The sequence below is a fragment of the Cognatundibacterium rugosum genome, assembly GCF_014284365.1.
Classification (GTDB): domain Bacteria; phylum Pseudomonadota; class Gammaproteobacteria; order Burkholderiales; family Burkholderiaceae_D; genus Undibacterium; species Undibacterium rugosum.
This window is the reverse complement of sequence record NZ_JACOGG010000007.1, coordinates 158205-181411: the sequence shown is the minus strand read 5'-3', so window position 1 is coordinate 181411 and position 23207 is coordinate 158205. Positions and strand designations below refer to the sequence as shown.

The window sequence follows — 23207 nt, the reverse complement described above, 5'->3', positions numbered from 1 at the left end:
CCGACATGAACACCTACCAACGCATTGTTTTAGCTTCCCGTCCGCAGGGCGAAATCAGCCCGGATAATTTCCGGCTTGAGACGCTGCCAGTACCAGAGATTCAGGATGGTGAAGTCCTGATCCGCAATCACTATCTGTCGCTCGACCCGTATATGCGTGGCCGTATGCAGGACAGTAAAAGCTATGCCGAGCCGCAGCCTTTGAATGCCACCATGATAGGCGGTACCGTCGGCGAAATCGTCGCCACAAAAAATCCGCGTTTTGCAGTGGGTGATCAGGTCATCAGTATGAGCGGCTGGACAGAAATGGCCGTATCGGATGGCAGCCTGTTACGTAAGCTCGATACGACGCACATCCCTTTGTCTGCCTATCTGGGTGCGGTGGGCATGCCGGGCCTGACGGCTTGGTATGGCCTGAGCCAGATCATGCAGCCCAAAGCAGGTGAAACGGTAGTCGTTTCTGCTGCCAGTGGTGCGGTGGGCAGCGTCGTCGGTCAACTTGCACGGCAGCGTGGCTGCCGTGTGGTGGGTATCGCCGGCGGCCAGGAAAAATGTGCGTATGTGGTGAATGAACTGGGCTTTGATGCCTGTATTGATTACAAAGCAGATGATTGGCAAGCGGCATTGACAGCTGCCACACCGGATGGCGTCGATGCCTTGTTTGAAAATGTAGGCGGCGCCGTATTTGATGCGACGCTGACGCGCATGAATCCATTCGGCCGTATCGCCCTGTGCGGCATGATCGCTGGTTATAACGGCGAAGCTGTACCGATACAAAATTCACGCGTGTTCCTGACGATGCGTCTGACTATGCGCGGCTTTATTGTGTCTGAACATATGGATTTGTGGCCACAGGGCTTGCAGGAACTGGGCGCACAGGTTGCCAGCGGCCAGCTCAAGTTCCGTGAGTCTGTCGCACAAGGACTGGCGCAGGCGCCAGAGGCACTGATTGGTTTGTTGAAAGGCCGTAATTTTGGCAAACAACTGGTCAGGCTGATCTAAGTCCAGCTGCCCAGCCTGAGCATTTCATCATCAATGACAAAATAAACAGGAGACAAGATGAAGACTTTTACCAATCGGGTAGCGGTGATTACCGGCGCTGCAAGTGGCTTTGGACGTGAATTTGCACTGATAGGCGCGCGGTTGGGCATGAAGCTGGTACTGGCCGATGTACAAAAAGAAGTGCTTGATGCGCTGAGTGCTGAACTCAGCGCACAGGGCGTGCAGGTGCTGGCGCAGACCTGCGATGTACGTCATGCGGATCAGGTACAGGCACTGGCTGATGCGGCGATGGCGCGCTTTGGCGCCGTCCATCTGGTATTTAATAACGCAGGTGTCGGTTCCGGCGGTCTGATCTGGGAAAATACCCAGGCCGACTGGGAATGGGTGCTAGGTGTGAATCTCTGGGGCGTGATACACGGCGTGAGGATTTTCACGCCGCTGATGCTGGCATGTGCACGTCAGGATGCTGATTATGAAGGACACATCGTCAATACCGCATCGATGGCGGGCTTGCTCAACGCGCCGACCATGGGTGTGTATAACGTGTCCAAGCATGCTGTGGTGTCGTTGTCTGAGTCGCTGTATCAGGATTTGCAACTGGTCGATGCACCGATAGGTGCGTCGGTGCTTTGTCCTTATTTTGTGCCAACTGGTATCGCGCAATCGCATCGTAACCGGCCCGACGATGTGGCTGGCAGTGCACCGACCGTCAGTCAGCGTGTGGCACAGGTGATGTCTGATAAAGCAGTCAGCTCTGGCAAGGTAACGGCACAGGAAGTGGCTGAAAATACCTTTAAGGCGATCGCCGAAGCACAGTTTTACATCTATTCGCATCCTGCAGCCCTGGCGAATGTGCAGGACAGAATGGAAGACGTCGTGCAGCAGCGTAATCCCGGCGATCCCTATAAAGCAACGCCGCACATACGCGAGATGTTGCGCGAAAAACTGAAATCCTGAGCCGCGTCCGGCTCGCTTCATCCTCTTATATCCTCTTATTCAAGGTACAGGAGCTTAGCATGAGTACAGCAAAGGTTCAGATACAAAGTGGACAATTTACGCAACTGCCGAATGGCACGCGCCTGCATTATGCGAGTGCCGGTGAGCTTGGCCGGCCGCTGATTTTGTTTGTGCATGGCTTTCCCGAATTCTGGTACGAGTGGGTCGCGCAGCTGGAAGAATTTGGCACAGATTATTTTGCGGTGGCGCCGGATTTGCGTGGTTTTAATTTGTCGGATATGCCCATTGATCCCGCTGCTTACAAAGCCAGACATATTGTTGATGATTTACAGGGGCTGATCACGATGCTGGGTTATCAGCAAGCGATCATCGTCGCCCATGACTGGGGTGGCGCGGTATGCTGGAATCTGGCGATCGCTTTGCCCAGGCTGGTGGAAAAGCTTGTCATTATCAACTCACCGCATCCCTATCTGTTTATGCAGGCGCTGGCGAGCGACCCGGTGCAACAGGCAGCCAGCGCGTATATGAACTGGTTACGACAGCCAGGCTCTGAGCAGGCGCTGGAAAAAGACAATTTCGCTTTAATGGAAGGGTTTTTTCAGGGCATGGGGCAGCCGCCCGCAGTGTGGTTCGATGCGGATACGCGCAGCAAGTATCACGCTTGCTGGCAGCGCGGCCTGCATGGCGGGGTCAATTATTACCGTGCTTCGCCCATGCATCCGCCGACCAGTCAGGCGACCGGTGCGCAGCGTCTGGAACTGAATCCCGCTGATTTTTGCGTACAGCCACCGGTACGCATCATCTGGGGTGAAGCCGATCAGGCTTTACCGGCCAGTTTGCTGACTGGCTTAGAGCGTTTTGTGCCTGATTTGCAGATAGTGCGCATACCTGAGGGCGGGCATTGGGTGATCCATGAGCAACCCGAAAGAGTGAATGCGCTGTTACGGCAATTGATTACGTCCTGACTTTGCCTGACAGGGCTTGCAAGCACTATCGCTGCGGGCGTATATTGTTTGTTTTTTCCACCCGGGATGGCCCGCTCTGCCTGTCGTATTGCCATGCAGAGGGCACTGGTTTTATCTATCCCTACCATACTGAGAAGTCACCCATGAGTACAGTCAGAGTCGTATTAGGAGATTGGAGTAGCTTGCAGAAAGATGCGCAGGCGGTTCGTTATCAGGTATTTGTTGTCGAGCAAAATATCCCGGCGGAATTGGAATGGGATGTGATGGATGCGCAATGCCTGCACGCGGTTGCTTACAATGAACAACAACAGGCGATCGGTACCGGACGTTTGCTGCCCGATGGTCATATCGGTCGCATGGCGGTGCTGGCATCAGCACGTAATCTGGGTGTCGGTGCAGAAATTTTGCGTGAACTCATGAGTCAGGCCAGACGCCGTGGTGATGCCGAAGTCCGTCTGAATGCACAACATACAGCAGAGCGTTTTTATCTGCGCGAAGGTTTTGTGCGTGAGGGAGACAGTTTTGAAGAAGCCGGTATCCAGCATGTCGCGATGAAACATACTTTGTAATTGTTCTTGCTCATACTGCTATTGCAGCGCCAGCCAGCCTCAGTGCTGGCTTTTTTTATGGTTATTTCTCTGGTTTTTGACATGTCAACGGCTCAGTTTTTCATCGCTATATATCGACGTAGCATATGATTTTTCCGTCTATAGATAAGTTAATAATAAATAGTGACTTTCGAAATATATGCGCTAAAGTAAGATCTATGTAACATTTTTTTGCATTTGGTCTTTTGGTCATGGAATGCCAGAAATACCTGGAGATATTTTTCATATGACAGCAGTGCGGGTTCGCTTTGTTTGTCTGGGAAAGCCGGGTATTTGCGATAGCAGGTATTTTGTGTGTTGATTTTGATTTGTGGCGGTGTGGAACTGATGCGCGTGCGGAGAAAAAAATGAATATACAAAATACCAAAGTCTCAACCAGACTTATCAGTGGTTTCAGCCTGGTTCTTGTGTTTATGTTTGCGATCCTGATCATGGCGATCATCAATATGCAGCAAATGCATAAGCGTATGGAACAAATCGTGCAATTCAACGACGAAGAAATCCGTACTGCCCAGACCATGTATCTGACCGTTACCGAGCGCGCACTGGCGCTACGCAATCTGATTTTGCTGACCGAGCAAAAAGAAATACAGATAGAGGTAGACCGCATTGCGGCGCAAAATAAAAAATATGCTGATGCACAGGCCAAGCTGGTTCAGTTGCTGAAGACGGATCCTGAATCCTCACCTGCAGACCTGGCAAATCTGGATAAGATCGCAGAGCAATCCAAATTGTCACTGCCATTTATTGAAAAAGCGGCGGGTTTGGCTTTACAAAAGCAGACTGAAGAAGCCTATCGTATTTTGCGTTATGAATATCGTCCGGTGCAGCGCAAATGGTGGGACATGATTAATGACCTGATGAACGAGCAGGAAAAGCAGAATCAGGTAGCGGTTGTCAAAGCGGAGGCCGACTATAAACAGGCCCGCAGTACCTTGATTACGCTGGGTTGTCTGGCCTTACTGGTAGGCGCAGTTGCTGCATGGTTAATCGTACGCAGCCTGCTGGCGCAACTCGGTGGTGAGCCACGTTATCTGGTGCAGATCGCAGACAAAATCGCTTCGGGTGACCTCGGCATGGAGATTCGGGTCGACAAGGGGGATGGCCACAGTCTGATGCATGCCATGCGTGATATGCGCGATGGCCTGGCTGATATTGTGGGCATGGTCAGAACCGGTACTGAAACCATTGCAACCGCATCCCGCCAGATCGCATCTGGCAATATGGATTTATCTTCACGTTCAGAACAGCAGGCGGGCTCGCTGGAAGAAACCGCGTCCTCCATGGAAGAACTGACTTCAACAGTGAAGCAAAATGCCGACAGTGCAAGGCAGGCCAATCAGCTCGCGATGTCTGCATCTGATATCGCGGTCAAAGGTGGTACTGTGGTTGGTGAAGTAGTTCAGACCATGGGTTCGATCAATGATTCGTCACGCAAGATTGTCGATATTATCGGCGTCATTGACGGTATCGCGTTCCAGACCAATATTCTTGCTCTCAATGCCGCTGTTGAGGCTGCGCGGGCAGGTGAGCAGGGGCGTGGGTTTGCTGTGGTGGCGACGGAAGTGCGCAATCTGGCTCAGCGCTCTGCCGAGGCTGCGCGCGAGATCAAAAAACTCATCGACGACTCAGTTAGCAAGGTAGAGATCGGTGCCAAACTGGTCGATCAGGCAGGGGCGACCATGGAGGAGATCGTCGGCAGCATACAAAGTGTGACCACGATCATGAATGAAATCATGGTGGCCACTCAGGAACAGACTGCCGGTATCGAACAGATCAACGAGGCCATTGTGCAAATGGATGATGTGACCCAGCAGAACGCTGCTTTGGTTGAAGAAGCGGCGGCTGCGGCTGCATCTTTACAAAATCAGTCGGATAGTCTGAGTGATCTGGTCAGTACTTTCATTCTGTCTTCAACTCAAAGCGCTTCACCCAGCCTGAACAGTCCGGCTGCAGCGACGAAGTCCGCCAAAGTTTTACCGCTGGTAAAAAAAGCTGCGCCGCATGCGCAGTCAGCTCCATCGCTCAAGCAAATCAAGCGTATCGGTGGTGCGGCGCAGGCCCAGCCTGTACGTCAGGCAAAAGCGGCCACCGAACAGGAGTGGGAAGAGTTCTGAGTTGCGGATATCCTCATTAGTCGCGAGCGCACTCAAGAGCTAAGGTGTTTTCTTTCTGAGTAACAGGAGGGCATATGCCAATTTTTGTGCAAACCGTCGCAGCGGCACCGCCACCTGCCATCGACAGGAAAGAGACACTTGGACGTTTTTTGCCTGACAGTCAGCCTCGCGCACAGCATGTAGTCTGGCATTCCGGTCATGTCTCAGCTACAGTAAGGGAGAGGGTGCTGGGGCAGCGACCGCTCTGTTTGTGGATGACTGGACTCAGCGCCGCTGGCAAATCCACGCTTGCATACGCACTGGAAAAACAACTGCTGGACCGTGGCCAGCTGTGTTATGTGCTGGATGGAGATAACCTGCGGCATCACCTCAATAGTGATTTAGGCTTTTCTGTCGCCGACCGGCGTGAAAATTTACGCCGTGCAGCGGAAGTCGCGCATCTGTTTAATGAAGCTGGCATGATCGTGATCACTGCGTTCATTTCGCCTTTATGTGCAGACCGTGCGATGGCAGCCGACATTATCGGTCATGACAATTTTGTTGAGGTATACGTCAAGGCATCAGGTAAAACCTGTGAGCAACGGGATCCCAAGGGCTTGTATGCGAAAGCCAGAAGAGGCGAGATTCCGCAGTTCACAGGCATCAGTGCTCCTTATGAAGAGCCGCAAAGCCCTGATTTCACGATAGATACCGAGTTAACAACGACGCAGACGGCCGCAGACCAGCTACTGGCGTTTCTGGCGGAGCGATGTTTGATGAGGTGAACTGATGAGTACAGTAATCCCGCACAATGTGACATGTTTTGATGTGTTTAATGGTGACGCCGATGGGATTTGTGCCTTGCATCAGCTCAGGCTGGCCTTTCCGCGTGAGGCGACCGAGATTACCGGGGTAAAGCGCGATGTGGCTTTGCTGAACCGTATCGATGCCAAGGCCGGTGACAGGATTACCGTACTCGATATTTCTTTAGACACGAATGTGGAGTCGCTCAGGAAGCATTTGATGGCTGGCGCAGAAGTTGAGTATTTCGACCATCATGCGGCTAACCAGCGCTTCGCGCATCCGAATTTGCAACTGTATTGGAATGATGCGCGTGATGTCTGTACCAGCTTACTGGTCAATGAATATCTGGACGGCCGTTACGTGATGTGGGCCATTGTTGCAGCATTTGGTGACAACTTGCTCGACACGGCGAATGGTCTTGCGATGCAGCATGGCCTGAGTCGCGAAGACCGTGCGGCATTGATGGAGTTAGGGCGACTGCTGAATTACAACGCTTACGGCGATACTACAGAGGATCTGCATGTGCACCCGCAAATGCTGTATCGCGAAGTGCATAAATATGTCAATCCCTTTGATTTTATTCAGAACTCCAGCCATTTTCTGGCTTTGCAATATGCGTTTGCTGAAGAGACGATTTTTTTGAGTGAGTTGCAACCGGTCGCCAGTCGTGGTTTAAGTGAAATTTATTTGCTGCCAAATGTACCTTGGGCCAGACGCTTGTCCGGCTTGCTGGCGAACCGCTTGCTGGAGGAGCGCAGAGAGTATTCGTTTGCAGTGTTGACACCCCGGCAGCAGGGTGGTTTCGTGGTCAGTGTGCGATCGGCGCATCCGGAAGCGCTGCCAGCTGACCGCCTGTGTAGTCAGTTTGCCAGTGGTGGCGGACGCAGGGTTGCAGCCGGGATCAATGTGTTGGAGGCAGATCAGCAGGACGTGTTTTATCAGCGGTTTTTTGATTTTTTTGAGTCGGCCCAAGCAGGTCAACAGTTCTGAAGTGCATTTCATGTGCTCCGCACTTCGGAGGGGTGTCTGCCGGTCGTGATGGAAACGGAACGAAGACGAGGCAGACCATGCAAGCACCAGAACTTAGGCCGGAGCATACAAACACCACACAGCCATCAGGCCGGCCACGCCCGGTACTGATGATACCGCTGCGTCGCTGCGGCAGTCATGCACTGCGTCTGCGTCTGAATCAGAATCCTGCATTCTATTCTCCATATCCACTACACATTATCGATTTCATGCCGCTGCTGCCGGGTTATGGCGATTTGTCGCAGGATGAAAACTATTTCCGGTTGGTGGTCGATGTGATTGGCCTGCAGGCCGCCAGTATGGTCAAATGGAAGGAGCTGGTGTTTGATCCGGTCGAGATTTTCGAGGCCTTGCGCGATCAGAAACGTAGTGTGCACCGCATCTTATGGGAATTGTTGCTGCGCACGGGCGAACGGCATCAGGCCAGTATCGTCATGGACAAATCGTTGGACAGTGTGCGCTATGCGGACGAGCTGATGGACTTGTTTCCCGATATGCTGTTTCTGAATGTGATCCGTGATCCGCGTGCGCAGGTCGCTTCGATGAACCGTGCCATTATTCACGACTACGATGCGCGTCTGAATGCATTAGCCTGGCGTGAAGCGCATGAAATGGCGCAGCAAGTGCAGCAGCGCTGGCCGGATCGGGTGTTGAGCATACGCTACGAAGATTTTCTGGCAAATCAGGAGGCGGTATTGCGGCGCATCTGTAGCTTCTTTGGTATTTCGTTTTTGCCTGCAATGCTGGATGTCACGCATTCAGCCGAAGCGCAACAGATTTCGCAATTATCAGCGCTGTGGGAAAGTAATTGCTTTCCGCCGCTCATGGCCAACAAAGATAAATTTAAGCAGCAACTATCCCTTGCTGAAATCGAGGCGATTGAGAGTATCTGCGCTGAATGGATGCAGCAATACGGCTATGAGAGAATGACCGAGGCCAGTTGTGCGCTGGATCCGGCGCAGATCGCCGAAGCGAGAGAGGCCTCGCGCATCAAACGCCTTCAAGCCTGGGCACAACTCAAGGAAGTAAACTTCAAGGACTTTATACTGCGTCGTTTCCGTGCTGACTATCTGGCGCAGCTGGCTACAAAAAACTCTGCCTGACACAAGTTGCGCTTTGCATCTGCATCGTCTGCGATGCAAAGCGCTGACAGCTCGGCGCCATATCAGACAATCGCGATCATGACACCTGCCAGCAACACTAACACACCTGCGATGCGTTCGGTGATCAGCGCATAGCGCTCTTGCGTCGCTAAATGACTGGCTTTGGACGCCAGCATGCCATAGGCCAGCAAGATGAAAAACTCCGGGATCATGGAGCAGACTGCCAGCATCAGCATTTGCCAGCCAACCGGCTGTTGCAGATCAATGAATTGCGGCAGGATGGCGACAAAGGTCAGCATCGTTTTCGGATTCGTCAATTGCAGCATCAGTGCGTTGAGATAAATCCGGCGAGGGCTCAGCGTATTGCCGGATAACTGCGACAGCGTGATTGGTGAAGGTCTGCCCGTGATCGCAGACAGACCCAGGTACACCAGATACGCCGCTCCCAGATACTTGATACCCATAAACAGCTGTGGCGACGCCAGCAGCACGCCGCTGAGGCCCGTGGCAGAGAGTAAAAAATAAATCGCATTGCCACTCAGGATGCCCAAAGTGACAAACAAGGACGTGCGCCAGCCACGTGCGATGCCATAAGCGACCACCATCATTACCGCAGGTCCCGGCGACAGCGACATCGCTGCCTCGGTTGCGGTAAATAAAACCAGATTTTCCAAGTTCATCGCTGGCCCTGCAAAAATGCTTGCATAGCCGTTAACACCGCATCACCTTGCTCGCTCATCAGCGAATGACCACTGTTGGCGATCACGCGTACCTGACTGTGCGGAATTACGGCGCTCAGTGCTTTACCTGCTTTGGCGGGCGTCATCATATCCTGCTGGCCTAATACAAACAGCGCCGGACAGCGCACTGCGGCGGCCGCCGCTTCACCATTGGCATAGGCATTGCAGGCACTGAAGTCGATATGAAATACTTTTTCCGCCGGATTGCGTGTTGCGATTCGCTGCATCAGGCGACGGCTCATGCCATGCAGCGACATGCCCGGAGCCGGACAGGACGCACGGGCGACCGGGCCAGAGTGCGACCAGATATTCACCATGTCGATTGCGCTTTGTTCCTCGTCGCGTGCCGCATTCAGTAAAGCGTCCGATACCTTCATCGGATACGCGGTGCCGATCAGACTCAGGCTGCTGACTACGGCAGGTGCGCGATAGCTGGCTTCCAGCGCGATCAGCGAACCCATACTGTGACCGGCCAGATGAGCGTGTTCTATGCCTGCCTGTAGTAAGAAAGCGAGTACCCAGTCAGCCATGTCTTCTACCCTGCTCAGGGCAGGGCCAGCACTCAGGCCGTGGCCAGGTAAATCCAGTGCAATCAGGTTGTAGCCATGATTGGCCAGGTAACGGCTTTGCAGTGCCCACACCGAATGATCATTCTGTGCACCGTGGATCAGCACCAGTGTTGGCTGCCCGGTACGCAGTGTTTTGCCGCCGGTATAGGCGTAAGCGGTCTTGTTATCTATGGTTAGCTGCATCTCATGCTCCTTTCAGTGCGGCTTTTAAGGCGCGGTTGAGATCGTCTTTGAGATCGCCGACATCTTCCAGACCGACGGACAAGCGCATGGTACCTTCGCTGATGCCCGATGCGGCGAGCTGATCTGCGGGAACCCGGAAATGGGTCGTAGAGGCAGGATGGATCACCAGCGACTTGGCATCGCCGACATTGGCCAGGTGAGAAAATACCTGTAGCGATTCAACGAAGCGCTTACCAGCCGCACGGTCGCCTTTAAGGTTGAACGAGAACACGGCGCCGCAACCCTTAGGCAGTAATTGCTGAGCCAGCGCGTAATCCGGATGGCTTTCAAGTTCAGGATAGGAAATGCTGTCTACGGCCGGATGACTGAGCAGGAATTCGACGATCTGTCTGGTATTGGTAACATGCTTCTCCATGCGCAGGCTCAGCGTTTCCACGCCCTGCAAAATGGTGAAGGCATTATGTGGACTCATGCAGGCGCCGAAATCGCGCAAACCTTCGCGCCGTGCGCGTAAGGCAAACGCAGCTACCGGGGATTCCTCGGCAAATACCATGCCGTGGAAGCCGTCATAGGGTTCGCATAATTCAGCGAAGCGGCCAGTGTGCTGATGCGCGGCCTGCCAGTCAAAGCTGCCGCCATCCACCAGTACACCGCCGATCGCAGTGCCATGGCCGCACAGGAATTTGGTGGCGGAGTGGAACACCAGATCAGCGCCGTGATCCAGCGGTTTTAACAGATAGGGCGTGGTGAAGGTGGAATCCACCAGCAAAGGTAAATGATGACTGTGTGCGATCTCAGCGACCACAGGGATATTCAAGACATCGAGCCCGGGATTCCCCAACGTTTCAGCAAATAAGGCCTTGGTTTCAGGGCGAATGGCGGCAGCCCATGCATCCGGATCGCGTGGGTCCACAAAGGTGGTTTCTATGCCGAAGCGCTTCATGGTGTAGCTCAGCAAATTATGCGAGCCACCATATAAGGCACGCGAAGCGACCAGGTGGGAACCGGCACCGGCGATGGTGGCAATCGCCAGATGCAGTGCAGCCTGACCACTGGCAACCGCCAGACCGGCTACGCCACCTTCCAGTGCCGCAATACGCTCTTCCAGCACTGCATTCGTGGGATTGGAAATGCGTGAATACACATGTCCCGCTTTTTCCATATTGAATAAGGCTGCAGCGTGATCCGCGTTTTGAAAACTGAATGACGAGCTCAGGTAAATCGGGGTGGCGCGTGCGCCTGTGCTTGGATCGGGGCTGGCACCTGCATGCAGGGACAGTGTGTCAAAGCCCGGATATCGTGGTCCGCTCATAAACTGGTATCTCCATTTTGTGACGCCGCCATGCTACCACTCGCGCCATACAGCGTCATGCGAAATCCAGGTTTTTGCTCTAAAAATAATGTAGTTGCGCTGGATTTTTTGCATCGCTTAAGATACATTGGTGTGCAGAGTAAAAACATGGCGCTGACGCAAGAGTGTACCCGGTGTACACACTGTCGCCTGATGGCTGCGTATGCTGTCCAGGTCTTTCGGTGTCTTGTATCACCATCCAAGCTCAGCCAGAAAACAACCAGATCAGAGGAGATCGCATCCATGAAAGTTTCCGAAATTCTTCAGGTAAAAGGCAATATCCTGTTCACGATTACGCCGGACACGCCAATTACGGAGGCGGTCAGCGTAATGGAAGAAAAAGATATCGGCTCTCTGGTCGTCATGGAATACGGCGATCTGGCAGGTATCCTGACTTTCCGTGAAGTGATACGTGCGATTCATAAAAATGGCGGTTCACTGGGCAATGGCACCGTACGCAAGTACATGGATGATCATCCGATCACAGTCACGCCCGAAACGGAGGTCAATGAAGTACGCCGCATGATGTTGGAAAAACACTCGCGTTATCTGCCAGTGATGGACGCTAAAACCTTACTGGGCGTGATTTCCTTTTACGACGTAGCCAAGGCGGTACTCGAAGCGCAAAGCTTTGAAAACAAAATGCTCAAGGCCTATATCCGCGACTGGCCAGTCGAAGATAACGAGTCCTGAGCAGCGCTTACGGTAATCGCTTAGCATAACGCCCGCCCATGTTTGTTGCGGGCGTTTTTGTTTATCGCTGCCGTCTTTGCATGGCGGTTTTATCAGTAGGACTTACGCAAAATTATCCCAGCAAGGCCTGGCGACGCAGGCAGTAAGCATGTAAGACAAGGAGTCATAACGCCGCTGCGGCGGTTTTGCGTAAGCCCTGATCAGAAAAAAGGAAATGAATATGCATATCGCTGTGGTTGGTGCGGGTTTATCCGGCTTAACTGCCGCCCGTCATTTGCAAATGCAGGGACATCATGTGACGGTCTACGAGAAAAGTCTGGGTGTCAGCGGACGCATGAGTACCCGTCACACCGAATTAGGCGGCTTTGATCACGGTGCTCAATACTTCACTGCAACGACTGACCGCTTTAAAAAAGAAGTCGCCGACTGGAAAAAAGTCGGTTGGGTGCAACCATGGGATGCACGCCTGGTGAACCTGGAAGCCGGGGTGGTAAAAGCTGCGGGACGTCATTCCAAGCCCTACGTGGCGGTGCCAGGAATGAATGCGCTGGGTAAGCATCTGGCACATGGCCTCGACGTGCGGTCCGATCAACAGGTGCTGGCGCTGGAGGCGTATCAGGGCCAGTGGCTGCTGAAAATTCAGTCCAGTACGGTTAGTGTGGCGGCCAGCGCAGGGCCATTTGATGCGGTGATACTGGCCATACCGTCAGATCAGGCCATTCCTTTGTTGCAGCCGCTGCCTGCCTTTGCAGCACAGGCTGAGCAGGCACGGCTGTCGCCTTGCTGGTGTTTGATGCTGGGTTTCCAGACTGCGTTGGATTTATCGTATGACGGCGCCTGGGTGCAGCAATCGCGTCTGGGCTGGATTGCCAAGGATAACGCTAAACCGCAGCACCGTGCAGGTGAGCGCTGGGTCGCGCATGCAACACGGGCCTGGAGTGAGGAACATCTGGAAGATGAACCTGAGCGTGCCAAAGAAAAATTACTCAAGGCTTTCCATGAGGCGACAGGCTCCTGGATACAACCGATTTATGCCGTAGTGCATCGCTGGCGCTATTCACAGGCGCAGCAACCATTGCAGCAGACTTGCCTGTGGGATGCCAAGGTAGGTATCGGTGTGTGTGGCGACTGGTTTGCTAACGGCCTGGAAGGTGGCGGCAAAGTCGAGAACGCTTTTCTGAGCGGGCTGGCGCTGGCCAGTGCGGTAGGTTAAATCAGAATCGGCGGGCTGTTAGCACCGATTGCAGCCCGCCTGCACTGATTAATTGCTGACTTTTGCGAAGGTACGCGGCATTTTTCCCGCGTCATACAAGGTCCAGGTTTTGCGGATGTGCGATGGCACATGCCAGGTCGCAGTGGTGCCAGCGCGGAAAAATGCACTGTCACCGGCTTTCAGCGTAAAGCGCTTACCCTGGTAATCCAGTTCCACACCACCATCAAGTACATAGATGGCCTCGTCCAGCTGATAATGCCATTCAAAGGTAGAGGCGTCGCATTCAAAAATACCAGAACTGGTTTTTCCGTCGCTGGATTTAAAAAATTCAGTAGCTCGGAAGTTTGGTGTTCCTTGTTTAACCCAGGATGGATTGACCGCTAAAGGCTTAAGTTGCGGCGTCACCGTTTCCGTACTGGCCGGCGCAATGCGGTTGACGTGTTGTACGGTCTGATAGGTAGCGACCACCAGCAAGGTGAGCAGGGCGCCGGTGGCGCAGGAAATCAGAATTTTTTTCATATAGGTATCATCTTTCTCCAGTTTGCAGGCGCCACAATGCGGCATAACTGCCATTGTATGCCAACAGCTGTTCATGGCTGCCACTTTCCACGATACGTCCGGCCTCCATTACGTGTATGCAGTCGGCTTGTCTGACAGTGGACAGACGATGTGCAATCACTATGGTGGTCCGGTTTTTACTTACGACATCCAGGCTGCGTTGTATCGCAGCTTCGGTCTCATTGTCAACCGCGCTGGTTGCTTCATCCAGTATCAATACAGGCGGATTTTTCAGAATTGCTCTCGCCAGCGCCAGGCGTTGGCGCTGACCGCCAGACAGTTTTTGGCCACGCTCACCAATGCGGGTGGCAAAGCCTAAAGGCAGCTTCTCGATAAACTCCATCGCTTCCGCGGCACGCGCGGCTGCGGCGATATCGGCATCGCTGACTTGCTCCAGGCCATAGGCGATATTCTCGGCAATGGTGCCATCGGTCAGGAAACTATCCTGGGCCACATAGCCAATCACGCGGCGCAGATCCTGCAGGTTCAGGCTGTCGCTGGCGACACCATCCAACAGAATATGGCCGGACGCAGGCGTATAAAAACGTAACAGTAACTTCACCAGTGTCGACTTGCCTGAGCCAGTAGAGCCGACAAAGGCCACCGTTTTACCAGCGGGAATATGCAGATTGATGTGATGCAGTGTGGTTTGCTCACCGTAAGCAAAGCTCACATCTTCAAAACGGATATCGCCACTGACTTGTGCTTGCGGCAGTGCCTTACCGTCGTAGCGAATTTGTATTGGTGTGTCCAGCAAATTCATGGCGCGGTCTATCGCCGACATAGAGCGTTGGTACATGTCGGCGACTTCTGCCAGCCCCGTCATCGGCCATAATAGTCTTTGGGTCAGGTAGACCAGTACCGAATAGGCGCCGACCGCCAGTTCATCATGCAGGGTCAGCCAGCCGCCGTAGACCAGAGTTGCGGTAAAACCAGCCAGTATCGCCATGCGTATCACTGGCGTAATCGCAGAGCTGACAGCAATTGCGCGCGCATTGGCGTTGCGGTAGGCATTGCTGGCCGCGCCAATCTGTTGCTTTTCAAATTCTTCGGTTGCAAACGCTTTGATGGTGGCCAGGCCGAGCAGATTATTGTTCAGTCGTGCACTGACATCGCCAGCGGCTTCGCGTACTTCTGCATAGCGTGGCGCCAGCCGCTTTTGGAACCAGAATGCACCAAACAAAATGGCAGGAACCGGCAATAGCGCAATCACTGCGAGTGAGGGCTGTAAGGCAAAAAAGACCGCGCTGACCATGATGGAGGAGCAAATGACTTGAATGATCTGATTCGCACCACCATTCAGGAAGCGTTCCATCTGATTGATGTCTTCATTCAGGATGGACATCAGATTGCCGGTGCGCTGATTTTCAAAATACGCCATGTCCAGTTTTTGTACATGGTCATAAGCATCCAGCCGCACATCATGCTGCAGATTTTGTGCGAGCTTGCGCCACTTCAGTGACAGCAGATATTCAAACCAGGATTCGCCCATCCAGATCACCGCATTCAGCACGCCAAGCAAAACCAGCTGATGCCAGGTCTCCGTAATGCCGAAGCCACCGAGCACACGCTTTGCTAAGAAGCTTTTTTCACCATTGACCACGATATCGACCGCAACACCGATCAAGACTTCGGGCAGTACGTCAAAGAATTTATTCAGTACAGAATACAGCGTAGCCAGCCGGAAATCGGTTTTATAGGCACTGGCATAGGACAACAGTTTGCGTAGCGGATGTTGGGCAGACATAAGGGCAGGTGGAAAAGAAAATGGGACTGCTTACACAGTCCCAAGGCGACACTTTAGCGTGATCAGCAAGCTTGTTGCTTACGCTAGGTGCAAAATATGCAGACTGGCAAATCAGCGTGGAATTTGTGTATTTCATTTCGTGTTGAATGATACACAAAACCAGGCTGGTTTGCTGTTAGCTGCTCACTTAGCTCACTTAGCTCACTTAGTCTTCGCGACGCAGATGCGGGAACAGAATTACGTCACGGATGTTCGGTGAATCGGTGATCAGCATCATCAGACGGTCGATACCGATGCCGCAGCCGCCGGTCGGAGGCAGACCATATTCCAAAGCGCGGATATAGTCAGCATCGAAGTACATCGCTTCTTCATCACCTGCATCTTTAGCGGCGACCTGAGCCATGAAGCGCGCAGCCTGGTCTTCTGCATCGTTCAACTCGGAGAAGCCGTTGGCGATTTCGCGACCAGTCATGAACAACTCAAAGCGCTCAGTAATGCCAGCCACGCTGTCAGAAGCACGCGCCAGTGGCGAGACTTCAACTGGATAGTCGATGATGTAAGTCGGGTTCCACAGCTGTGCTTCTGCTGTTTCTTCGAACAGTGCCAGTTGCAGCGCGCCCAGACCAGCTGTGGCGAAAGGCTTGACGCCAAACTTCAGCAACTCAGTGCGGATGAAGTCTGCATCGTGCAATTGTTCATGCGTATAGTGCGGTGCATATTTGTTGATCGCGCCAACGATGGTCAGGCGTTCAAATGGCTTGGACAGGTCCAGCTCACGGCCCTGATAAGTCAGTACTGCTGTGCCATGCGCATCTTCTGCTGCTTTGCGGATGACTTGTTCGGTGAAGTCCATGAGCCATTTGTAATCCACATAGGCTGCATAGAATTCCATCATGGTGAATTCTGGATTGTGGCGCGGCGACACACCTTCATTGCGGAAGTTACGGTTGACTTCAAACACACGGTTAAAGCCACCGACCACCAGGCGCTTCAGATACAGTTCCGGTGCAATACGCAGATACATTTCCATGTCCAGCGCATTGTGATGCGTGATGAATGGCTTGGCTGCCGCACCGCCTGGAATTACATGTAGCATCGGCGTTTCGACTTCCATGAATTCATGGCTGGCCATGAAATTGCGGATCGATGTCATCGCTGCCGTACGTGCCTTAAATGTGCGGCGTGTGTCTTCGCTCATGATCAGATCGACATAGCGTTGACGGTATTTGGTTTCCTGATTGGCCAGGCCGTGGAATTTGTCTGGTAGCGGACGCAGCGATTTGGTCAGCAGGCGCAGGGTAGTGACTTTGACGGTCAGTTCGTCCGTCTTGGTTTTAAACAGTACGCCTTCTATGCCCAGGATATCGCCCAGATCATAATGACGGAAGGCTTCCATTGCTTCTTCACCGGTTTTATCCAGCGTCACATACAGCTGGATGCGGCCATCTGCTTTGATGCCGGATGCATCTTGCAAGGTGGCGAATGCCGCTTTTTTGCCTGCTTCACGTTTGAGCATCATGCGGCCAGCCACGCTGACTTCCACATTCATGGCTTCCAGTTCTTCGCGACCGACTTCGCCGTATTGCGCCTGCAGATCTGCCGCCTTATGCTGAGGGCGGAAGTCGTTAGGGAAGGCGATGCCTTTGGCGCGGATCGCATCCAGCTTGGCGCGGCGCTCAGCGATGATAGAGTTTTCATCGACCGGCAATTCGGCGGCTGTTTGATTTTGAATGTCTGACATAAGAGTTCTCTCAGTGTTACGGGCACAGGCCCGGCTAAATAGTGGCTGACTGATGGATGGGCTGCTGCCAGTCAGGCAGCAGCAGTATTACGGTATTACGGATATTGCGGATTTCAGTCTGGATTCATGCTGAACACGGACTGTATGGCAGCGATCAGACGCCTTGCTTTAAGGATGCGGCGATAAATTCGTCGATATCGCCATCCAGTACGGCTTTGGTATTCCCTGTTTCAAAGCCAGTGCGTAAATCCTTGATGCGGGACTGATCCAACACATAAGAGCGGATCTGATGGCCCCAGCCGACGTCGGTCTTGGAGTCTTCCAGATTTTGCTTTTCGCTCATGCGTTTGCGTAACTCTAATTCAAACAGCTTAGCTTTCAGCATTTCCCAGGCTTCTGCACGGTTACGATGCTGGCTGCGGTCATTCTGACATTGCACTACTATGCCGGAAGGGCCGTGGGTCAGACGTACAGCGGAGTCAGTTTTATTAATATGCTGACCACCGGCACCGGAAGCGCGGTAGGTATCGGTACGCACATCCGCCGGATTGATGTCGATCTCAAACGACTCATCCACTTCAGGATACACAAACAGGCTGGAGAAAGAAGTATGGCGGCCATTGTTGGAATCGAATGGCGATTTGCGTACCAGACGGTGTACGCCTGTTTCTGTGCGCAGGAAGCCGTAGGCGTATTCGCCTTCCACTTTCAGTGTCGCGGTTTTGATACCTGCCACGTCACCATCGGATTGTTCCAGAATTTCGACTTTAAAGCCTTTGCGCTCGCAATAACGCAGATACTGACGCAACAGCATGGAAGCCCAATCCTGCGCTTCGGTACCGCCGGCACCGGCCTGGATATCGATAAAGCAGTTGTTCGGGTCCATAGGATTATTGAACATACGACGGAATTCCATGCCTTCGATCAGCTCGCGCAGATGCTGCGTATCGGCTTCGATGGATTCTAAGGTGTCGTCGTCGTTTTCTTCCCTGGCCATTGCAAACAAGTCGTTTGCATCGCGCAGGCCGCTTTCCGCCTCGGTCAGTGTATTGACCACAGCTTCCAGGGATTTCTTTTCCTTACCCAAGTCCTGCGCCCGTTTCGGGTCGTTCCAGACGTTAGGATCTTCTAATTCGGCGTTAACTTGTTCCAGTTTCTCTGACTTGATATCGAAGTCAAAGATACCTCCGGAGTTCGGCTTCACGGACCGTCAGGTCGGCAAGCAGGGAGGACAGGCTATTGAGGCGTTCGGCTTCCATAATGTCGCTTTTCTAATGCAATAAAACCTTGCATTATAACCGGATCACGCGGCGATGTTTTGTCGGCGCGTCCGGTCAGACGTGAAAAAAGCCTGAAAATGGTATTTGTGCATGTAGTACAGCACCGGAAGTACAGCACCGGAGTTGCTTACCAGACCGAGGTGGTCACGGTAGGTTCTGCTTTGCGATGACTTTCCAGCCATTGAGTAAGCTGGGTTTTAAAGCAAGCCGGACAGATATGATATTGGGTCAGTTTGGAATTGCCACCGCTGGCACGTGAATCTTCTTCTTCGAGTGAAATCGTGGTGATCACTTTTTCATGCTCATTGTTGCTCCAGTTTTCATCCCAGTGCGACTCTGTGCCACATACATCGCAGGTCAGCTTATCGAATACCTCTTCGGTATGTTCGAGGATTAAGACGGTTTTCATGTGTTTCATACTTCCTCCGGACTGGTAGGCTGTTGAAAAGGGGACGTACCGACAATTTATTGTACATCAGCAAGATGATGACTTTGCCTTCAGCCCAAAAAAAAGCCACATGCAAATCCGGCATGTGGCTTTCTGGTCAGGCTAAGCGTGCTTGCTGTTTATCCGCGGCGTCCCGATTTATGAGCGCCTGCCGCCTGGGCTGGCTTGGCTTTCGGTTTTGCACTGTTATAGCTAAGTCCATTGCGCGAAGCGGGGGGCGCTGGTTTGGTACTGGCTGTTGCCGTGCGGCTGGCTGGTTTTTTGCCAAAGGTATTGATTTTGGGTGCTGCCACACGACGTCCATTCAGCACGCCGCTGTTTTCCACGGTCAGTGCCACCGCTGGCTGACGCGAGGGAATCAGATGACGTGGGCCGTTACCGATCAGATCGCGCCGCCCCATACGCAACAAGCCTTCGTGCAGGACTTCCCAGTTTTCAGGTGCGTGATAGCGTAATAAAGCTTTATGGAATTTTCTGACCTTACCGGAACGCGCGGTTTCCACCACTTCAGATTCATCGCTGATTTTTTTGAGTGGATTCTTGCGTGTGTGGTACATGGTGGTCGCCAATGCCATTGGAGTAGGCATAAAGGTTTGCACCTGGTCCAGCTTAAAGTCTTTTTCTTTGAGCCACAGCGCCAGATTGACCATGTCTTCATCGGTGGTTCCCGGATGGGCGGCGATGAAGTAGGGGATCAGATACTGTTCTTTGCCTGCCTCGCGCGAATAGCGGTCGAACATTTCCTTGAACTCGTCATAAGTCCCGATACCAGGCTTCATCATCTTAGACAGGGTATTCTGCTCTGTGTGTTCCGGTGCGATTTTCAGCAAACCACCCACGTGATGGGTGACTAATTCCTTCACATATTCGGGCGAGCGCACCGCCAGATCGTAGCGCAGGCCGGAGCTGATCAGGATTTTTTTGATGCCGGGCAGCGCACGCGCTTTGCGGTAAATCGAAATCAGTTTGCTATGATCGGTACCCAGATTAGAGCAAATGCCAGGGTAGACGCAGGACAGGCGGCGGCAGGATTCCTCGATCTTTTTATCCTTGCAGGCGAGCCGGTACATATTCGCAGTCGGGCCACCCAGATCGGAAATGGTGCCGGTAAAGCCTTTGACCTTGTCTCGGATTTCTTCGATTTCGCGCAGGATGGAGGGCTCGGAACGGCTCTGGATAATACGGCCTTCATGCTCGGTGATCGAGCAGAAGGTGCAACCGCCAAAGCAGCCGCGCATGATATTGACCGAGAAGCGTATCATCTCCCACGCTGGAATGCGCGCATTGCCGTAGGAAGGGTGGGGCGCACGTGCGTAAGTACGGTCATACACGCCGTCCATTTCATCCATGGCCAGCGGTAGCGGTGGCGGATTCAGCCAGACATCGCGTCCGTCATGCGCCTGCACCAGGGCTTTGGCATTGCCGGGATTGGCTTCCAGATGGAATACGCGTGAAGCATGCGCATACATGACCGGATCGTCTTTGACTTCTTCAAACGAAGGCAGTCGTATCACGCTTTTGTGATGGCGGTTTTTGAGCATCAGCTGACGCTCTTCGCGGCTCATGATGCGAATAGTCTGTTGCTGAACTACGTCAGGCTTTGCCTCGGCGGCAGCTGTGCTGGCTGTGGAGGTGCCGCTGTCTGGCGCACCGCCTTCGGTTTTGCATTTCGCATCTTTTTCCGGCGTCATCGCATACGGATCGGTATGCGCATCGACTTTGCCCGGCTTGTCGATTTTCACCGACTGAATCTCGGTCCATTCTTCATCCGGCAACCAGCCGCGTGGTACCATGAAGGCGGTACCGCGCAGGTCGCGTATTTGCTTGATCGGTTCACCTGCAGCGAGACGGTGGCTAAGATCAATCAGCGCACGTTCAGCATTGCCGAATAACAGAATGTCCGCCTTGGAATCTGGCAGCACTGAACGCCGGACTTTATCTGACCAGTAATCATAGTGTGCAATACGGCGCAGGCTGGCCTCAATACTGCCAACGACGATATTCGCATCCGGATACGCTTCGCGTGCGCGTTGCGCATACACAGTCAGTGCGCGGTCAGGGCGTTTCTCTTTTTCACCGTTCGGCGTGTAAGCATCCTCCGAGCGAATTTTACGGTCAGCCGTGTACTTATTGACCATGGAATCCATATTCCCTGCGGTGACCCCGAAATACAGATTCGGCTTACCCAACACTCGGAAAGACTCGGCCGAATGCCAGTCTGGCTGGCTGATGATGCCGACCCGGAAGCCGTGGTGTTCCAGCAGGCGGCCTATCAGGGCCATACCGAAACTCGGATGATCGATATAGGCGTCGCCCGTGACCAGGATCACATCGCAACTATCCCAGCCCAAGGCGTCCATTTCGGCGCGGGACATGGGTAAAAACGGGGCAGTACGGCCAGCGCCGACATCGGCGCGGTAACGCGGAAAAGAAAATAAATTTTTAGGCTGAGCATTCATGGGCGCGATTGTACCGGAAAGTGCTGGCGCTTGCCGGGGTCGCTGCGGTTTTTTGCTGAATAATCAAAAGCTTGCGACAATTTTCAGCATTCGATGGGCCCGCTGATGCGCGTCAAGAATCAGGACTGGGCACGCATTAACTGGTCGGCTTCGATATTCTTATGGCGCGGTATCCATTGCAGATCGCAGGCTGTTTGTGTATTCGCCAACGCACTTAGCAACTGCAGGCAGCGCTCGCGGTAATGCGCGAGCAGGGCTGAAGTTTTGCCATAGCGTGCCAGCACATCGTCAATCACCACCTGGCTGTCACCATGGATGCGCAGCGACTGGCTGGGCGCGACATGGCGCTGGGCCAGTTGCAGGCAAAGGATCAGCGCCTGGTATTCGGCGTCGCTGCTGTCACCGTGGCCTGCCGCCTGAGTATGTGTGATGCGCTGGCCGTCCGGTCCCTGCAAAATGCAGGCGATCTGACAGGCCCCCGGATTGGGCTTGCAAGAACCATCGAACCAGGCCAGCCAGTCGGCGGGACTGAGATTGAGCCTGGAGTCGGGGGCAGGTGGTTTAGGCATAAGCGTTATTGCAGGCTGAAAAACCTGCAATTTTATGCGGAAAGTTCTATGCTATGCGCTTTTCCGAAGTTCAGATTGAACGACCATGCCGAATTCTGCTGTATCCACCAATGCCTTTGCTGATTTGCGTCCTTCGCTTCCCCCACTTCCTTTTTTGGCCGCTCCTGGCTATGCCGCGACCGATGCCTGGGTGGCGGCTTTGCAGGCAGCCATGCCAGACGAGCGCATCGTGCCCTTTTCTGCTTTGAGTCCAGCTGATCAAGCGGCAGTGACGGTTGCGATAGTTGCCAATCCTGATCCGGCTGAGTTGGCAGCCTGTCCGAATCTGGTCTGGCTGCATTCCGTATGGGCCGGGGTAGAGCGTCTGTTGGCTGAAATGCAGGACAGTCAGGTGCATATTGTCAGACTGATCGATCCGCGTCTCGCGGCAACGATGGCTGAGGCCGTGCTGGCCTGGGTGCTTTACCTGCATCGTGATATGCCGCGTTATTTGCAGCAGCAAAAAGAACAACGCTGGCAGTCGCAAGTATATCGCCGTGCGGCACAGCGTAAGATAGGTTTGCTGGGACTGGGTGCGTTGGGTGAGGCGGCAGCGCGCAGTTTGCAGCAGGCTGGTTTTCCTGTGCTGGGCTGGAGCCGCACGCAGAAGCATTTAGATGGCGTCGATTGTTATAGCGGCGAGGCGGGCCTGGCGGCGATGCTGGCGCAGACTGATATCCTGGTATGCCTGCTGCCACTCACTGCCGCAACGACGGGCTTGATTAATGCTCAACGGCTGGCCATGCTGCCCGCAGGTGCCAGTCTGATTAATTTTGCACGTGGTCCCATCGTGGTCGAACAGGATTTGCGCACAGCGCTGGATGCCACGCATTTGCAGCACGCGGTGCTGGATGTGTTTGCGGTCGAGCCGCTGCCGCCGGACAGCTGGCAGTGGACACATCCTGCTGTAACCGTGCTGCCACATTGTTCTGCGCCGACGGATAAAGAGAGTGCGGCACAGATAGTCGCAGGCAATGTAAAGCGTTATCGCGAGCAGGGCTTGTTGCCTGCAGGTGTCAACAGACAACAAGCTTACTGACCATCGGTGTCAGTC

The 23207-nt window shown here is 53.5% G+C and carries 22 protein-coding genes; 11 read left to right on the top strand and 11 right to left on the bottom strand.

Annotated elements, in window-relative coordinates; genetic code table 11:
* The first annotated feature begins 5 nt into the window (after window positions 1–5).
* The 8 genes from H8K47_RS08805 to H8K47_RS08770 all read left to right on the top strand — a co-directional run bounded on the left by H8K47_RS08805 (window position 6) and on the right by H8K47_RS08770 (window position 8563).
* Window positions 6–1001, top strand: coding sequence for an NADP-dependent oxidoreductase (locus tag H8K47_RS08805; protein WP_186881032.1), 996 nt, complete (start codon window positions 6–8; stop codon window positions 999–1001).
* A 57-nt stretch (window positions 1002–1058) separates the two neighbouring features.
* The gene (locus H8K47_RS08800; RefSeq protein WP_186881031.1) at window positions 1059–1958 is read left to right on the top strand and encodes an SDR family oxidoreductase; all 900 of its coding nucleotides are present in this window, start codon (window positions 1059–1061) and stop codon (window positions 1956–1958) included.
* Between the two features lie 59 nt (window positions 1959–2017).
* Window positions 2018–2923 (top strand): alpha/beta fold hydrolase, encoded by a 906-nt coding sequence (locus tag H8K47_RS08795; RefSeq protein WP_186881030.1) that lies wholly within the window; start codon window positions 2018–2020, stop codon window positions 2921–2923.
* A 143-nt stretch (window positions 2924–3066) separates the two neighbouring features.
* Window positions 3067–3492, top strand: a complete 426-nt coding sequence (locus H8K47_RS08790; protein ID WP_186881029.1) for a GNAT family N-acetyltransferase — start codon at window positions 3067–3069, stop codon at window positions 3490–3492.
* A 386-nt stretch (window positions 3493–3878) separates the two neighbouring features.
* Window positions 3879–5648 carry a methyl-accepting chemotaxis protein gene (locus H8K47_RS18625; protein WP_186881028.1) on the top strand — a complete coding sequence of 590 codons (1770 nt, stop codon included), beginning with the start codon at window positions 3879–3881 and terminating at the stop codon, window positions 5646–5648.
* 74 nt (window positions 5649–5722) lie between these two features.
* A complete protein-coding gene (gene cysC, locus H8K47_RS08780; protein WP_186881027.1) occupies window positions 5723–6412 on the top strand; it encodes an adenylyl-sulfate kinase in 690 nt (229 codons plus the stop codon).
* A gap of 4 nt (window positions 6413–6416) precedes the next feature.
* Complete coding sequence (locus tag H8K47_RS08775; RefSeq protein WP_186881026.1) at window positions 6417–7421, top strand: acetyltransferase; 1005 nt, start codon at window positions 6417–6419, stop codon at window positions 7419–7421.
* 77 nt (window positions 7422–7498) lie between these two features.
* Window positions 7499–8563, top strand: coding sequence for a sulfotransferase (locus tag H8K47_RS08770; RefSeq protein WP_186881025.1), 1065 nt, complete (start codon window positions 7499–7501; stop codon window positions 8561–8563).
* A 62-nt stretch (window positions 8564–8625) separates the two neighbouring features.
* On the opposite strand, the gene H8K47_RS08765 is transcribed toward H8K47_RS08770, so the two are convergent.
* Genes H8K47_RS08765 through H8K47_RS08750 form a run of 4 tightly spaced genes read right to left on the bottom strand, consistent with a single transcriptional unit; the run spans window position 8626 to window position 11651 of the window.
* The gene (locus H8K47_RS08765) at window positions 8626–9243 is read right to left on the bottom strand and encodes a LysE family translocator (protein ID WP_186881024.1); all 618 of its coding nucleotides are present in this window, start codon (window positions 9241–9243) and stop codon (window positions 8626–8628) included.
* Window positions 9240–10055 (bottom strand): alpha/beta fold hydrolase, encoded by an 816-nt coding sequence (locus tag H8K47_RS08760; RefSeq protein WP_186881023.1) that lies wholly within the window; start codon window positions 10053–10055, stop codon window positions 9240–9242. Before H8K47_RS08760 ends, H8K47_RS08765 begins: the two co-directional genes overlap by 4 nt.
* A gap of 1 nt (window position 10056) precedes the next feature.
* On the bottom strand, window positions 10057–11367 hold the full coding sequence (locus tag H8K47_RS08755) for an O-acetylhomoserine aminocarboxypropyltransferase (RefSeq protein ID WP_186881022.1): 1311 nt from the start codon (window positions 11365–11367) through the stop codon (window positions 10057–10059).
* Complete coding sequence (locus tag H8K47_RS08750) at window positions 11364–11651, bottom strand: hypothetical protein (protein ID WP_186881021.1); 288 nt, start codon at window positions 11649–11651, stop codon at window positions 11364–11366. The genes H8K47_RS08755 and H8K47_RS08750 overlap by 4 nt, the downstream gene beginning before the upstream one ends.
* On the opposite strand from H8K47_RS08750, the gene H8K47_RS08745 reads away from it, so the two are divergent.
* Both H8K47_RS08745 and H8K47_RS08740 read left to right on the top strand, forming a co-directional pair.
* Entirely contained in the window at window positions 11650–12099 is a 450-nt protein-coding gene (locus H8K47_RS08745) for a CBS domain-containing protein (protein ID WP_186881020.1), read from the top strand. The two genes, H8K47_RS08750 and H8K47_RS08745, sit on opposite strands and share 2 nt — an antisense overlap.
* A 220-nt stretch (window positions 12100–12319) precedes the next feature.
* Window positions 12320–13312, top strand: coding sequence for an NAD(P)/FAD-dependent oxidoreductase (locus H8K47_RS08740; RefSeq protein WP_186881019.1), 993 nt, complete (start codon window positions 12320–12322; stop codon window positions 13310–13312).
* A gap of 48 nt (window positions 13313–13360) precedes the next feature.
* Here the strand turns inward: H8K47_RS08740 and H8K47_RS08735 are convergent, their stop codons facing one another.
* From H8K47_RS08735 to H8K47_RS08705, 7 genes are all read right to left on the bottom strand, one after another.
* Window positions 13361–13831, bottom strand: coding sequence for a cupin domain-containing protein (locus H8K47_RS08735; RefSeq protein ID WP_186881018.1), 471 nt, complete (start codon window positions 13829–13831; stop codon window positions 13361–13363).
* A gap of 7 nt (window positions 13832–13838) precedes the next feature.
* On the bottom strand, window positions 13839–15617 hold the full coding sequence (locus H8K47_RS08730) for an ABC transporter ATP-binding protein (protein ID WP_186881017.1): 1779 nt from the start codon (window positions 15615–15617) through the stop codon (window positions 13839–13841).
* A 205-nt stretch (window positions 15618–15822) separates the two neighbouring features.
* A complete protein-coding gene (gene lysS / locus H8K47_RS08725) occupies window positions 15823–17358 on the bottom strand; it encodes a lysine--tRNA ligase (protein WP_186881016.1) in 1536 nt (511 codons plus the stop codon).
* Window positions 17359–17512: 154 nt separating this feature from the next.
* Window positions 17513–18617 (bottom strand): peptide chain release factor 2 gene (prfB, locus tag H8K47_RS08720; protein WP_162018772.1). Its coding sequence is split into 2 segments (ribosomal slippage): window positions 17513–18535 and window positions 18537–18617, totalling 1104 coding nucleotides; the frame shifts between segments, so codons are not numbered across the junction.
* Between the two features lie 148 nt (window positions 18618–18765).
* On the bottom strand, window positions 18766–19047 hold the full coding sequence (locus tag H8K47_RS08715; RefSeq protein WP_186881015.1) for a hypothetical protein: 282 nt from the start codon (window positions 19045–19047) through the stop codon (window positions 18766–18768).
* 158 nt (window positions 19048–19205) lie between these two features.
* Window positions 19206–21545: a YgiQ family radical SAM protein gene (locus H8K47_RS08710; RefSeq protein ID WP_186881014.1), complete on the bottom strand. Its 2340-nt coding sequence runs from the start codon at window positions 21543–21545 to the stop codon at window positions 19206–19208.
* 119 nt (window positions 21546–21664) lie between these two features.
* Window positions 21665–22114, bottom strand: coding sequence for a ribonuclease HI family protein (locus H8K47_RS08705; RefSeq protein ID WP_186881013.1), 450 nt, complete (start codon window positions 22112–22114; stop codon window positions 21665–21667).
* A gap of 85 nt (window positions 22115–22199) precedes the next feature.
* Here H8K47_RS08705 and H8K47_RS08700 point away from each other — a divergent pair, with 85 nt between their 5' ends.
* Window positions 22200–23192 carry a 2-hydroxyacid dehydrogenase gene (locus tag H8K47_RS08700; protein WP_186881012.1) on the top strand — a complete coding sequence of 331 codons (993 nt, stop codon included), beginning with the start codon at window positions 22200–22202 and terminating at the stop codon, window positions 23190–23192.
* The last annotated feature ends 15 nt before the right edge of the window (window positions 23193–23207 follow it).